This window comes from Arcicella sp. GW821-FHT09D11 (assembly GCF_059416265.1).
This window is the reverse complement of the sequence record NZ_JBWKOV010000005.1, coordinates 225,181-240,204: the sequence shown is the minus strand read 5'-3', so window position 1 is coordinate 240,204 and position 15,024 is coordinate 225,181. Positions and strand designations below refer to the sequence as shown.

General features: G+C 35.2%; 14 protein-coding genes and 1 tRNA gene. 13 read left to right on the top strand and 2 right to left on the bottom strand.

Annotation, left to right across the window (positions count from 1 at the left end; translation table 11 throughout):
- A tRNA-Lys gene (locus tag AC07N0_RS16310) sits at positions 1-73 on the top strand.
- Between the two features lie 114 nt (positions 74-187).
- Here AC07N0_RS16310 and AC07N0_RS16305 read toward each other — a convergent pair.
- Positions 188-1,240 (bottom strand): DUF5694 domain-containing protein, encoded by a 1,053-nt coding sequence (locus tag AC07N0_RS16305; RefSeq protein ID WP_494590020.1) that lies wholly within the window; start codon positions 1,238-1,240, stop codon positions 188-190.
- A gap of 336 nt (positions 1,241-1,576) precedes the next feature.
- On the opposite strand from AC07N0_RS16305, the gene AC07N0_RS16300 reads away from it, so the two are divergent.
- The 12 genes from AC07N0_RS16300 (at position 1,577) to AC07N0_RS16245 (ending at position 12,948) form a co-directional block, all read left to right on the top strand.
- Positions 1,577-1,759, top strand: coding sequence for a DUF2188 domain-containing protein (locus AC07N0_RS16300; RefSeq protein ID WP_492799351.1), 183 nt, complete (start codon positions 1,577-1,579; stop codon positions 1,757-1,759).
- 303 nt (positions 1,760-2,062) lie between these two features.
- Positions 2,063-5,311, top strand: a complete 3,249-nt coding sequence (locus tag AC07N0_RS16295) for a PAS domain S-box protein (protein WP_494590019.1) — start codon at positions 2,063-2,065, stop codon at positions 5,309-5,311.
- Between the two features lie 52 nt (positions 5,312-5,363).
- Complete coding sequence (locus tag AC07N0_RS16290; RefSeq protein ID WP_494590018.1) at positions 5,364-5,759, top strand: response regulator; 396 nt, start codon at positions 5,364-5,366, stop codon at positions 5,757-5,759.
- 148 nt (positions 5,760-5,907) lie between these two features.
- Positions 5,908-6,477, top strand: a complete 570-nt coding sequence (locus AC07N0_RS16285; RefSeq protein ID WP_494590017.1) for a Crp/Fnr family transcriptional regulator — start codon at positions 5,908-5,910, stop codon at positions 6,475-6,477.
- 138 nt (positions 6,478-6,615) lie between these two features.
- Positions 6,616-7,296, top strand: a complete 681-nt coding sequence (locus AC07N0_RS16280; protein ID WP_494590016.1) for a type 1 glutamine amidotransferase domain-containing protein — start codon at positions 6,616-6,618, stop codon at positions 7,294-7,296.
- 101 nt (positions 7,297-7,397) lie between these two features.
- Complete coding sequence (locus AC07N0_RS16275; protein WP_494590015.1) at positions 7,398-7,703, top strand: putative quinol monooxygenase; 306 nt, start codon at positions 7,398-7,400, stop codon at positions 7,701-7,703.
- A gap of 213 nt (positions 7,704-7,916) precedes the next feature.
- Positions 7,917-8,825, top strand: coding sequence for a LytR/AlgR family response regulator transcription factor (locus AC07N0_RS16270; RefSeq protein WP_494590014.1), 909 nt, complete (start codon positions 7,917-7,919; stop codon positions 8,823-8,825).
- A 122-nt stretch (positions 8,826-8,947) separates the two neighbouring features.
- Positions 8,948-10,090 (top strand): acyltransferase family protein, encoded by a 1,143-nt coding sequence (locus AC07N0_RS16265; protein ID WP_494590013.1) that lies wholly within the window; start codon positions 8,948-8,950, stop codon positions 10,088-10,090.
- A 146-nt stretch (positions 10,091-10,236) separates the two neighbouring features.
- Positions 10,237-10,827, top strand: a complete 591-nt coding sequence (locus tag AC07N0_RS16260; RefSeq protein ID WP_494590012.1) for a TetR/AcrR family transcriptional regulator — start codon at positions 10,237-10,239, stop codon at positions 10,825-10,827.
- 167 nt (positions 10,828-10,994) lie between these two features.
- On the top strand, positions 10,995-11,162 hold the full coding sequence (locus tag AC07N0_RS16255; protein WP_494590011.1) for an SDR family NAD(P)-dependent oxidoreductase: 168 nt from the start codon (positions 10,995-10,997) through the stop codon (positions 11,160-11,162).
- Between the two features lie 18 nt (positions 11,163-11,180).
- Positions 11,181-11,948, top strand: a complete 768-nt coding sequence (locus tag AC07N0_RS16250; protein ID WP_494590009.1) for an SDR family oxidoreductase — start codon at positions 11,181-11,183, stop codon at positions 11,946-11,948.
- 1 nt (position 11,949) lies between these two features.
- Positions 11,950-12,948, top strand: coding sequence for an NADP-dependent oxidoreductase (locus AC07N0_RS16245; RefSeq protein WP_494590008.1), 999 nt, complete (start codon positions 11,950-11,952; stop codon positions 12,946-12,948).
- 107 nt (positions 12,949-13,055) lie between these two features.
- On the opposite strand, the gene AC07N0_RS16240 is transcribed toward AC07N0_RS16245, so the two are convergent.
- Positions 13,056-14,912 carry a tetratricopeptide repeat-containing sensor histidine kinase gene (locus tag AC07N0_RS16240; RefSeq protein WP_494590007.1) on the bottom strand — a complete coding sequence of 619 codons (1,857 nt, stop codon included), beginning with the start codon at positions 14,910-14,912 and terminating at the stop codon, positions 13,056-13,058.
- Positions 14,913-15,024 lie beyond the last annotated feature (112 nt).

Below are 15,024 nucleotides of genomic sequence, written 5' to 3'. Positions count from 1 at the left end.
GATTCCGTAGCTCAGTTGGTAGAGCAATACACTTTTAATGTATGGGTCCTGGGTTCGAGTCCCAGCGGGATCACAAGAAAGATAAAAGCCTTCAAAGTCATTTGATTTTGAAGGCTTTTTTTATCGATAATAATCTAGTACCTCATTTATCTCTCGTTATAGTCGTCTTTCTTTATGTAAATATTATCTAATCAACTTCATTAATGTTTCTTATTCTTACATGGGGCATAGCCTTGAAAATGTCCTGCATGTATTTTCTATGATTGGCACCCGCAATGACTATTACTTTTTTCGCCCCCGCCATTCTCGCCCTGTTTACAACATTGTCACACATTCCCTTATTTCTCATTATCCACCAATGTATTTTTGAAAGCATTTCTTCTTTAGGAAAGCCCTTCATATCATACATAACTGGCAAGTAAAAATCTCCCGAGGCGGAAATTGCAGATGCCTCATCCGTGTTAAGCCATTCCGTTACATTTTTTGAAGTCTTCTCAATACTTTCGTACTTTTCAAAACCTTTGTTAATAGCAACTAAATTTGCTTTCAGTTGTTTTACAAAAGAAGTTGTGGTATCATTCCTAAATATACTGAATTTTGCGTCGAATGTCACCCAAGATGCTTGCCAATTCAAATCATAGTCCTGACAATCCATAGAAAGTAAGTCGTGGACTCCCATTTCCAACATCATTGGAAACGCTATTAGCGCATATTCTGAAGTTTTCAGCCTTTTCATACTTCGCCCTGTTGTATCTAGCTGAGGGCTAAGTAATTTTATGACATAGTTTTCAAGTTTAGCATCAGGTTTTTGCTTAAGATAGTCGAAAACTTGCCAGAATTGATAGTGACCGTTTGCGACATCCTGATTAAGATAATAAGCATGGGCTAAATCAGCTTTTATATAATAGTCTTTAGGTTTTAGCAGGGCTATTTTTTTTAAGCTGTCAATCGACTTAGAAAGTAACTCATCCGACAATGTTCGATTGCTCCTAAGCATTTTTAGTCGCTTAATATTGTCCTGTTTGCACCAATAGTCCATCACAAGCCGCTCGTCCTCTTTACTCAGAAACTCCCCAAAAAAAGCATCAGGCTGGAATTTTCTTATTTTATTATGGAGATTGGAATAATCCTGTATAGGATATTTGCTATAGTCATGGGAAACACCTATTAGTAAAATATCTACGTCCTGTGCTCTAGCATTAATCGAAATGAAAAAAATATAAATAAGGAGATGTTTCATGTTTTCTGTCTGCTATTTTAATAAATGTTGGTCAGCTCTAGTTATTCGACAGTGTGACAGCTTGATTTTTTAACGCCATTGAAAACTGGCAGTATTTAATAAAATTAACGATAAATTGTACTGCAATTACAAAATCTATTGAAATATTCATAGCTAAATTTTGTGTATCAAATTATTGTATCAACAGCATTTGAGTCGCTTGGTGAAGTTATCAGTTAGGCGAAGTTGCCTATCATTATAGGCAAGCCAATGAATAAGTATATTATGGCATGATATTTTAATACCTTACTATAGTTTATAATCAAATACATTTGTTTCACTAAAAATGTAAATAATATGCCATGGACTAAGAGCGATTATCCGCCATCATACAAAAACCAACCTAAGAAAGTTAGGGACAAAGCCGTTGAGATTGCGAATGAGATATTAAAAGACGGAGCCGAAGAAGGGATTGCCATTGCTACTGGATTGAAAAAAGCACGAGAAGTTTTAGCAAAAAAACAAGATTCAAAAGAGTAATCAAAAAATAAGAATACCGATAGATAAATATAACGCTATCGACGATGAATCAAAAAGTGCATCACTTTCTATTCAAATACGTTGAATAATATTTATACTATCAAATAATTAAAGACGAGATGCATAGCCCTGCTAATTGTTATAAATAGCAGGACTTTTGCTTTTAGGAGCTTGCAAAAGTACGGCTAACTATCAAAATGAATGTCTTTAATGTCGGAATTATTATATTTTTAGCTAAATTTACTTTCATTCTTTTGTAAAGGGCAAGACATTCGTCATATCCTCTTAATTCAACCTTAATTCTTGGAAATTAAAAATACTACCGACGACTATTTCTTCCTTGAAAACGGTGGCGAAGCTGCCGAAATCATTAGGAATTTAGACTGGTCTTCAAATAGCCTAGGACGACCTGAAACATGGCCAGAAAATTTGAAGAATACTTTGGCGACATTATTGCCATCGAAATTCCCTATGTTTCTTTGGTGGGGTGACGACCTAATCCAGTTTTATAATGATTCTTATAGACCAAGTTTTGGTAAGTACGGGAAACATCCTAAAGCGATAGGACAAAAGGCAAAAGATTGTTGGCCTGAAATATGGGATTTTATTTCCCCGCTTATCAATAAAATATTAACTACTGGTGAAAGTATTTGGTATGAGAATATGCTATTGCCAATATACCGAAATGGTAGACTTGAAGATGTATATTGGACATTCAGTTATAGTCCCGTAAGAGGCGATGATCGCCAGATTAAAGGTGTTTTAGTAGTTTGTAACGAAACAACCAATACTGTAAATCATAACAGGCAACTTCAAAGCAGTAAGGATGAACTACTATTTGCTATTGAAGCAGCAGAACTTGGCACTTTTGACCTTAATCCACTCACTAATAAATTTTCAGCAAATAATCGCCTTAAAAGTTGGTTTGGATTAAAGCCAGATGATGAAATTCTCCTAAATATAGCAACGGACGTAATAGCAGAAGCTGATCGTGATAACGTGATAAAAGCGATAGAGGATGCCTTGAAATTTGAATTAGGAGGGAAGTATGAAATAGAATATACGATTATTCATCCTGTAACGAAAGAAGAAAAAAATGTTCGTGCCAAAGGACGTGCTTGGTTTAATGAGCATAAAGAAGCCTATCGTTTTAACGGGATTTTACAGGACATCACCGAACATAAAAAGGCAAATGATGAGATTGTTAAGTCAAGACAATTGACTGACCTTACCATACAAACTATGGGTATGGGCGTTTTTAATGTCGACTTTGCTACTAATAACATTGAATATTCTGCTGAATTTGCGGCTCTTATATCAGGATCAAAAATAAAGGATTTATCACGGATGGATTTTGTTAAATATATTCATCCTGATGATTTAGGGTTGCGTCTTGATGCCATCCAGCAAGGGCTAACCACTGGCAAATTTTATTATACTCCACGTGTAATATGGGACGACGGGAGCATTCATCATATTGCCATTTCTGGTGCGAGGATTGTTGATTCTAAGGGGAATCCCAAGACATTCTCAGGAACAGGCATCGATATTACAGAACGAGAAAGAAGCCGAATAGCATTACAACAAGCAGAGTATAAACTCGAACAGGTAAAACGAGAGGCAGATGCTATGTTCAGAAATGTGACTGATAGTTCACCCACAGGACTTTGGCTTTCTGATCAACAAGGTATGCTGACCTATTTGAATAAGACTTTGGTAGAGTGGACAGGTATGCCATATGAAGCACTCTTGGGAGCAGGTTGGACAAACACCATCATTGAAGAAGATAGACAAATGGCGGCAGAAGTCTTTATGGAAGCTGTAAATTCACTATCTCATTATGATGTTCTTTTCAGGATTAGAAAAGGTTCTGGTGAAATAATCTGGTGTCGGGCTGCTGGAGATCCTTTTTTTGATGATAAAGGTGTCTATTCAGGCTATGCGGGATTCTGTATGAATATGGATGAAATTATCGCTGGGAGAAGAGCACTCACTGAAAGCGAGGAACGTTTTAGCCTGATGATTAAACAAGCTCCTGTAGGAATTTGTCTTTTTACAGGATTGGACATGAAAATTGAGATTGCTAACGATATTATGATTGGCTACTGGGGAAGAGACAGAACTATCATAGGAAAACCACTTGAAGTAGCCATCCCTGAGTTAGTAGGACAGCCGTTTCTCTCATTATTGCAAGAAGTTTACTTAACAGGTGTGGCTTATGAGGCAGTATCTAGCCCAGCGCACCTCGTAGTTGATGGAAAATTAAGTACTTTTTATTTTGATTTTACCTATAAGCCAATCAGAGATATTAATGGAAATATTTATGGAATCATGGATATTGCCGTTGATGTGACAGAAAGAGTATTAGCCTCACAAAAACTGGAAGATACCCGCATTGCCTTAGCTGGGGCTATCGAATTAGCCGAACTAGCAACATGGCAACTTGATATTGACAATAAAACATTTTCATACTCAAAACGGTTTATGGATTGGTTGGGTTTTTCTGAAGATACCAAATCAATGGATGAAGCCTACAACCCATTACCTGATGATTACAGAAAATTAGTCAGTGATGCAATAGCCGCGACCATTACTCCGGGTTCTTCAGGAATATATGATAATGAGCATCCAATTATTAACAGGCTTACTGGTCAGGTAAGGATTATTCATGCCACAGCAAGAGTGTTTTATAACAGTGAGGGAAAACCAGAGTACTTAAGTGGCACAGCCCAAGATGTTACCAAAGAAAGGAAATTGCAGGAAGAACTTACCTTTAAGGTCAGGAAGAGTACGGAAGAGTTACGCCATGCCAATGCAGAATTAGAGATAAATAACAAAGAATTACAACAGTTTGCTTACATCGCTTCACACGATTTGCAAGAACCTATTCGGAAGATAACCGTATTCATGCAAATGCTTGAAAGTTATATTTCAACGGATACGGATAAGGCAAAAATATACATTGAAAAAATAAATAATTCAGCAAAACGTATGACAACCTTGATAAAGGATGTGTTAGGTTTTTCTGAATTGTCTAATGGTACGAAAGTATTTGAAAATGTAGATTTGGAGGAGATAATACTGAATATATTAAGTGATTTTGACTTGACCATAGAACAAAAAGAAGCCACTATCATCTACGAGAATTTGCCAACATTAAAAGCTATTCCACTACAAATGGGGCAGTTATTTGGCAACTTAATATCGAATGCTTTGAAATATTCTCGGCAGCATGTGAAGCCTGTCATTAAAGTTTTAGGCAGTAAACTTGTTGACGACGATAAAAAGCTGTTTAATATTGACCCTTCATTAGATTATATTAAAATTGAGGTCATTGATAACGGAATTGGTTTCAATCAAAAGTATGCAGAGCAGATTTTTAATATTTTTCAGAGATTACATGGCAAGAATGAATTCGCAGGCACAGGTATCGGTCTGGCAATGTGTCGAAAAATTGCACAAAATCATAATGGAGATATTAAGGCTTTTTCCGTGGAAGGCGAAGGAACAACATTTAATATTGTATTACCATCACAAGAACAGACTAACTAAGTAATTAAGAGATATTAAACCAACAAATTCCTATTTTTATATTAAACAACAAATGATGAAGACTGTCTTTTTGATTGATGATGATTTAGATGAACGTGAAATATTTCAAGAGTCCTTACATACACTTAATTTAGATGTGAACTATGTGGAAGCCAAAAATGGTGCTGAAGCATTGGAAAAATTAGACCTGCCTGATTTTAAGAAACCAGATATTATTTTTCTTGACCTTAATATGCCAATAATGGACGGTAGAGAATTTTTGAAAGAGGTTAAAGGACATGAAAAGTATAATGATATCCCTGTCATTATTTATTCAACTTCTTCAAATGAGATAGACAAGAGTTTTGCCCTCGAAAATAAGGCATCCATGTTTATGACAAAACCCTATTCTATAGAAGTGTTACGGAATGAAATAAAGCAGGTAATAAAAAGTTTTCTTCAAATATAAATCAAGAGATACAAGAAAGTTAAAAGCCTTTCAAATCAAGGATTTGGAGGGCTTTTTAATGTCCAATAAAAATGTAATTGACGCTTATATTTCTCAATATTTATTAAATTAGATTTGAGAACAAAAACCTCTGATTATTAAAACAATTATGGAAAAACTAAGAGCCCACATTGAAGAAATTATATCCATTAGCGATGAAGAATTTGATTATATCAAAACATTTTTCACGAAGAGAAAAGTAAGAAAACATCAATACCTGATTCAGGAAGGGGATAATGCCAAGTATGAATATGTGGTCATGAATGGTACTTTTAGGGTTTTTTATCTTGATGAAGAAGGAAAAGAACATATCCTGCAATTTGCCACAGAAAACTGGTGGATGTCAGACTACATTGCCTATTTCCATCAGAAACAAGCCAATATGCATGTGGTATGTATGGAAGAAGGAGAAGTGTTGTGCCTGACCCTCCACGGCAGAGAAAAGTTGTCTGCTGATATGCATAAAATGGAACATTTTTTTAGGGTAAAACTTACCAAAGGCTATGTGGCTTTACAACAAAGAATTATCTCCTTGCTATCTAGTACTCCTCAACAGCGATATGAAGAATTTGCGAGTCTTTATCCAAATGCCACGCAAAAAATACCCAAAAAATATATTGCAGAATACCTCGGCGTCAGCCGAGAAACATTAAGCAGACTATATTCTACTAATAAGTAAAGATAGTTGATGAAGTGTGATTTTAGTCACACTTTTTTTGTGATTTGCCTCCTTCCTCAGGGAGTGGCTGTGTGCTAATTTTGAATCAGAAATTAAAACACAGTAGTTATTTATTACTCAACTTTAAATACTCAAATCATGAAAAAGCAAATCTTAATTATCGTCTCAAATGCTAATACTATTGGCCCAAACAATAGAAGAACAGGAACTTTTTTGCCAGAGGTAGCTCACCCTTATGCGGAATTTGAAAAGGCAAATTATCAAATAGATTTTGCTAGCCTAACAGGTGATACGCCTTATTTAGATGCGCTTAATTTGGCAGATGACCCTGATAATCTACATTTTTTGGTAGGTAACGGATGGGCTAGTATGCAAAAAGGCAGAAAACTATCAGCCGTAGAGGTAAGCAATTACGATGCTATTTTTATACCTGGCGGTTTAGCACCCATGGTAGATATGCCAGAAAATGCCCTCCTCAAAAAAGTCATTGCCGAAACTTATGAACGTAATGCTGTTGTCGGAGCTGTCTGTCATGGTCCTGTATCATTATTGAATGTACAATTGAGCGACGGTTCTTATCTTGTAAAGGGCAAAAATATCGCTTCTTTTACAGATGAGGAGGAGGAAAATTATGCTAAAGATGATGTGCCATTCTACTTACAAACAGCACTTACTAACCAAGGAGCGAAATTTCATGCAGCCACTCCATGGTCTGCTAACAGTATTGCAGATGGCAACATTGTAACAGGTCAGAACCCTGCTTCGGCGAAAGGAGTAGCTGAAAAAATGATTGCTATTCTCGAATCTTCTAAAGCTTAGTAATATTGATTTCCTCATACATTGAAGAGGAAACCAACATAACACACCAGTTGTGGTGTTTACCACAGAAAAAACTACCATAATAAAAATCAAAAAAGAAAATGAAAAATCAACAACCCATCCATGTATTCGCTACATGGACCGTTAAAGAAGGACATATTGAAACTGTGTTGAATTTATTGAAAACGATAGGTAAGGAAACTGTAAAAGAAAGTGGTAATCTATTCTATAAAGTTCATCAGAGTAACACAGATGCTAATACAATTATACTGTTTGAAGGCTATATTGATGAAAATGCTATTGCAGAGCACCGTAAATCAGCACATTATCAAGATTTAATTATTGGGCAAATCATTCCCTTATTGAAAAGTAGAGACATTGTTTTAGCGACGCCTATTGAAGATTAATAGAAAGTAATAAGGGTACTAAAGGGTTTGTTTTTTGTAATATAGGAATCACAAGGAGGCTACCAATAAATACTAATAAAGGTTTTAAATAACATTTTCAATTAACTTGATTTTTATCGCTGATAAAAATTTCTTAGACATATTCCCTTAAAAATATACTTTTAGGAACGAGATTTTTGTAATTTTAATGCTAAATAAAAATACTTGTTATCCATGGAATTGTATGTAAATCGGGAACATTTACTAAAGGAAATTGAATATCCAGCTAGATTCAAGTCCGAAAACCTTTTCAAAAGTTCGGCAATTATCTTTGTTAGCCTCCTTGTGTTTCTTTTATTGTTCAAACCATTTGGCATGTATGCCCCTGAATATAAGATAAACTACTTTTTTATCTGTAGTCTCCACGCATTAGCACCTGCATCAATCGTTTTTATTTACTTCTCTATCCTCAACTATGTCAGAGCAAGAAAAGATAGTCTTCAACGCTGGACTTTACTACAGGAATACTCACAGATAGGGATAGTCCTAATTTTGACAGGCATTACTAGTTTTTTAATACGAGATTTAATCTATAACAACCCTGATAACTGGTCTTTCAATTACCTTTGGGAAGAAATTAGAAACTGCTTTATAGCAGGAACCTTCTTTTATTTTTTGCTGAGATTAGTTAGCTTCTATGTTCAATCAAAAAAAGGTTCACCCTTCGTACTTCAGTTTGTCCCTCTCTGTGTAGAAACTCCTAAAAAAGAGATTGAGGCTACACTTTTCATCAATACACAAGTTAAGCAAGATGATTTTAGCTTAAACATTGATGATTTATTATTCGTAAAAGCTGATGGAAACTATATTGAATTGACCAGAGCTATTGATAATCAGATAGTGATAGAATTAAAAAGAATTTCTCTTACTCAATTTGAATCTCAAATTTCAGACTATCCACATTTTTTCAGGTGCCACAGAGCTTATTTAGTAAATATGTTCAAAGTCGAAAAAGTTTCAGGAAATTCTCAAGGTTACTTATTATCCTTTCACGAAACCAGTGAAAAAGTGCCTGTTTCTAGGAAACAGCTAGATAGTTTTAATCACTGTTACGAACAACTCAGGCAGAAAAATGTAGCCTAGACTTGTTGTTCATCACAAAAATAGTTACTGATAACAGATTAGGCTGAAAACCGTTTTTCGTATTGTAGGTTTGTTGCAAGTAGCCGATAGTCGGATATGTAGCAACTATAAACCAATGAACCATGTCTTCTGTAATTTCAACTGCTAGCCCTTCAAACAAACTATTATACATTGATAACATCAAATTACTATTAACCATATTAGTAGTACTCCATCATACTTGTGTTACGTATGGTGGTCCAGGTGGATGGTATTATATTGAAAAAACTACTCATTTGGGTGCTCTTATTCCCATGACGATGTTTGTTAGTATAAACCAATCTTATTTCATGGGCTTTTTCTTCATGCTTGCAGCCTATTTTACGGGTACGTCTTATGCCAGAAAAGGTACTTCTAAGTTTATAGGTGACCGTCTGTTTAGACTAGGTATTCCCTTAGTTTTTTACTCATTTGTTTTTTCTCCTTTGCTCTGCTATCTAGTTTATTATTTTGGGAAAGAACAACACATTACTTATTGGCAGTATCTTCAAGGGTATGACAACTGGATAGATTTTGGAGTAATGTGGTTTGTTGTAGCATTACTGTTGTTCTCTTTGGTATATGCATTCGTAAAAAGCCTTTTTAACATTAATATTAAAAAACGTTTACCAACGCCTAACGCATTTATGATACTCTTGCTTGCTATGGCAGTAGGTTTTGTTAGTTTCCTAGTGAGAATCATATTTCCAGTTGGATGGGTTCTTAAACCATTAGGGTTTCAATTAGGGCATTTTCCGCAATATATTGTATTTTTTATCATTGGATTATTGGCGGCTAGGAACAATTGGTTTGACCAACTTTCTGAACGAACCAGAAAGCAACTTACTTTATCCATAGGACTGTGTTTATTGTTTTTCCCTATGTTTTATCTGATTCGCGTAAAGCTAGATATGCCTATTGCTTGGTACTCTGGAGGATTTCACTGGCAGTCGCTATTATATGCAGTATGGGAACAATTGATTGGTATTTCGCTTCTGACAGTATTACTTATTTACGGCAAAAAGCATTGGAACACTACATCTGTATTACTTAGTAAATTATCAAGATGTAGTTTTGCTGTATATATCTTTCATCCGCTGGTTATTATCGGCTTATCGTTAGCCGTAAGAAATTGGACAGTCGACCCATCCATAAAACTTTTGGTGATAGCGCCCATCGCAGTATTAGGTAGTTTTGTATTAGGTTGGCTTATTTTATTGATTCCTGGTGTTAAAAAGGTGATTTAAGGGGTGTAATTGCCCAAAATAGATTGTTTGAGAACTCATGTGGGTTTCCAAACAATCTATACGAGTTGTTTCATTGTAATTATATATTTATGTAAAATTTGTAAAATAAACTTTTTAGTATATTTTTGTGCTATAATTTATTAATCATGTTAACGAAAGCAGAAAGAACAAAACAATTTATATTAGAAATGGCTGCCCCTATATTCAATAAGAAAGGGATAGCTGGTGCTAATATAGACGACGTACTAGATGCTACCAAGCTAACTAAAGGCTGTCTATACGGTCATTTTGAAAATAAGGAAGATTTAGCCATGCAAGTTGTAGATCACATGTTGCAAAGTAATGCACAGAGATTATTGGTTGATATTAGTAATGCGAAGACAGCCACAACTAAGGTATTTGCTTATCTTGACTATTATAAGGATCCTTTAGAAACTTATATTAAAGGTGGATGTCCTGTGTTTAACATGGCTGTAGAATCTGATGATAATAATCCAGCTGTTAAAGAAAAGGTAGCTAATGTAATAAGACAGGGACAAGAATTATTTGTCAATATCTTAAACCAAGGTATCCAAAATGGTGAGTTATCTGATAAACTTGATACTGTTGGTTATGCGTTTAAAGCGGTGGCCTCGATAGAGGGCGCTGTTGTGATGTGCCGGATGTTGAATACTTCAAAGCCTATCCAAGCCCTCATAAAAAATCTGAAAACAGAATTAAATAATTATTTGATTTAGTTTTTTTTTAGGACTTAAAATATACTAAAAAGTTTATTTTAAGTATAAGTATACATCTTTTTTAGGTATTGAAATAGACTTTTTAGTATAAAATATAATGGTGCATTAGAATTATAACGTTCATTCATATCAATAACAAAAATATTTTCACACATAAAAATTAAACTATGAAAACTACAGGAAATACGATATTTATAAATGGCGGAAGTGCTGGTATTGGCTTAGCTATCGCTAAAAAACTAAGTGCCGAAGGCAAAAGAGTTATTATCAATAATCGAAATGCAGAACGTTTGCAAAAAGCTATACAAGAATTGGATAACGCTGTAGGTATATAACATCAAAAACAAAAGGACATGGATTTAAAGAATAAAACGATATTAATTACTGGCGGTGCATCGGGCATTGGGCTTGAAGCTGTCAGGCAATTTTTAGCAATTGGTGCTAAAGTAATCATTACAGGAAGAAACCAGACAAAACTAGATGCTGCTAAAAAGGCATATCCTGCCATTATTGCCATTCAAAGTGATGCTGGAAATAAAGAAGATGCCAAATCTCTTTTTGATAAAGTAAAAGAATTGGGCGGTATTGATATCCTGTATAATAATGCTGCTGTACTAGTTCCGCCATCAAATTTGGGTGTTGCAAATGACAAACATACTGAGGGTGCAGCCTACGAAATGGAAGTTAATTATCTGGGTGTACTAAGGCTAAATAATCTCTTTATGGATATGCTACAATCAAGGAAAGAAGCTGCAATAATCAACACAACATCAATACTCAGCCAAGCTCCCTCGTTAATTGAAGCCACCTATTCTTCATCTAAAACAGCATTGGCTTTTTATACTGTATCGCTACGTGAACATTTACGGATTATTGACAGTAAAGTGAAAATATTTGAATTGATTCCTCCACTTGTTGCTACAGAGATGACCGCAGATCGAAACGATAAAAAAATATCTACTCAAGAAATGGTAAAAGGCCTTATCGTTGGATTACAAAAAGAGCATTATACAATCCGCGTGGGCGATGCCAAACTATTTAACCTGATTAATAGGTTTTTCCCGAAAACAGCCTTTAAATTAGTTAATCCAAAGAAAAGCCATCAACTTTTAAAAAATTAAAATGAAAGCATTTATCATAGACAAATATACAAAAGGCAGTTTGCAACTTGCAGATGTTCCAGTTCCAATAGTAGGCGAAAATGAGGTTTTGGTGGAGGTTCACTCAGCTGGCGTAAATCTTCTGGATTCAAAAATTAAAACAGGTGAGTTTAAATTAATGCTCCCGTATAATTTTCCTTTGATTCTTGGGCATGATGTAGCTGGTATTATTACCAAAATAGGTTCAAAAGTAAGTCATTTTAAAGTGGGCGACGAAGTATATTCACGTGCTGCGGATTATCATATAGGAACCTTTGCCGAATACATTGCTATAGATGAAAAGGATGTGGCACTTAAACCTAAAAACCTTACCATGGAAGAAGCTGCATCGATTCCATTGGTGGCATTAACGGTTTGGCAAGCATTGGTAGAGAAAGCCAGCCTAAAAAAAGGACAAAAGGTTTTCATTCAAGCAGGCTCTGGTGGCGTGGGCACTATCGCTATTCAACTAGCCAAGCATTTAGGAGCGATTGTAGCCACTACAACTAGTACAGCGAATGTGGAATGGGTCAAATCATTAGGTGCCGATGTGGTGATTGATTATAAGAAAGAAAACTTTGAAGATAAGCTCAGTGGTTATGATGTTGTTCTGAATAGCCAAGATCAAAAGACCCTTAAAAAATCGTTGAATATACTTAAACCTGGCGGAAAGCTTATTTCAATATCAGGTCCACCAGACCCAGACTTTGCCAAGGAAATAGGACTCGGATGGCTTCTGAAACTAATAATATCCTTACTTAGTTTTAGTGTCCGTAAGAAGGCAAAGCATCAGAGAATTAGTTATTCTTTCCTTTTTATGAAAGCAGAAGGCAGCCAACTAAGTAAAATCACAACCCTGATGGAATCAGGTATCATTCGACCTGTAATTGATAAGGTATTTACGTTTGAGAAAACTCCAGACGCATTAGCGTATGTTGAAAGTGGACGTGCTAAAGGAAAAGTTGTTATTACAATGCAATAATACATATTACATAATTGCATTTGAGATATATCAAGTTTTAGTTTTGCCGAGTATATGTTTCATCCTCTGATTTTGACCTAGCTGATAGCAAACTAGTTTGCTATCAGCTAGGTCAGCGGTAATGATATAAAAAATGTAGTCCCAACGTTAATGTGGCTTTCAAAGCTCAAAGTGCCACCATGCTCTTCTATAATCTCCTTGGAAATAGCTAGGCCCAATCCAAAAGATTTTTCTCCGCTAGTGCCTAACCTTTTACTTTCTTCGCTTTTATTAAAGATTTTATCCTTTAGGTTGTCAGGTATTCCAATACCTGCGTCTTTAACAGCAATCACGGCCCTATCTATTTCAACATTCAATGTAACAGATATCGTTGAGCCTGTAGGACTGAATTTAATGGCATTGGTAACTAAATTGCTAATCACTCTCCATATTTTTTCTCTGTTCACAGGAATAGTCAAAGGACTGCTATTGAGGGTAATGAGTTGGTTTTTTTCTTTAGCTTTATATTGCAGTTGTGTGGTACAATAACTAAGCAATTGATGAAGGTCTATCGGCTCTTTTTTAAGTATTGTCGACTTCGATTCTTTTTGGAGAATTTCACTGATGAATTTCAGAGAATCTTCACCTGATGTATGGATTAATTTAACCATTTCAAGGTCTTCCTCCATAAGGTTATTATCGTCTATCATTAAACTTGATATCCCAACTATTGCTGCCATTGGGCTCCGTAAGTCATGAGCAATAATTTGTGTCATCCTCTTGTTTTTTTCATTGCTTTGTTCTAGTGCCTCTAGCGTATTCTGTAGATATTCATTCTGGGATACCATCTGTTTATTGATACGGTTCAAGGCACGATTGTTTTTTCTGGAGGTACTGATATTTTTATATAGGATAATTACAATCAGTATAGACAGTATTGAAACACAAATTGTGAAAGCAAAATAGCTATTGCGCAGTTCGTTTTCCTTTTCCAATAAATTTTCTCTTTCCTTGATGATATAATCGATAGGAATGGTGATAGCTGTTTTGTTTGCCTGTGCTATCTTTTCTACTGCCTCCGCATATTTTTGATAATATTCTATTGATGTATCATTGTCGCCCAGTTTTTTATAGGTTTTTGCCAAAGCCTCATAAACCAGCTTCATATTGCTGGCACTTTTCGTTTTCTGTACAAATGAAAGTGCTCTTAAGTAATATTTCAGAGCAATGTCTGAATGTCCCTCATTAAAGTGGATATTACCAAGGCCAATCAGTGCCTCCACTGCAAATTTTGAAAGATTATTCTTTTCTGCAAGTGCGATTGATTTTTCAAAATAGTGTCTTGCGGAATCACTTTTCCCTGCTTGAAGGAATGCCAATCCAATACCTGCGGCTTGGATAATAACCCCAGATTGATTAACGCCATTTCCTGTAATCTTACTCTGTATCTGATAGCTTTTTTTATGGTAGAATATTACAGAATCTACGTTCTTGATTTTTGGATTCTTATTAAAATTAGCAGCCATGATTTTGTATATCCGGCCGAGATTATTATATCTGCTATTGTCGTCTTTGATTTTTTCTGCATACTGCTTGGCCTCAAGTAGGCATTCCTGACTTTTTTCAAAAAAAAACAAAGCATTATAACAGTTTCCTCTTAAAGCATAAAGATGAGATATTTTGGCATTGTCACCAGTATTTAGCACTAACTTTTCACCTTGGTAAGTAAATTTCAATCCTTCATCAAATTTTCCTCTATTGAATAGATTTACTCCTTCTATCAGCACATAGCTGGCCATACCACCTTTATAGTCGATTTCTTCAGATTCTTGTTTAATAGTAGCCAATATCCTACTACTAGAATCTACATCATTTAAACTTTTGGCAACATTAATCAAACTGTCAATCCGTCTGATAGATGTTTGGGCATATCCAATACCAGCGGTTAACAATAAAAACCAAAAAATTGTATTTTTTAACATCATAGTTTGGGGTGCAAAGTCTAGGTTTAAATTAGGCTTGAATTAATTCTGCTGATTTCTGTTTCATTTCATCCGAATGATTTCGTTCAAATATACTAAAAAATGGTATTTATTT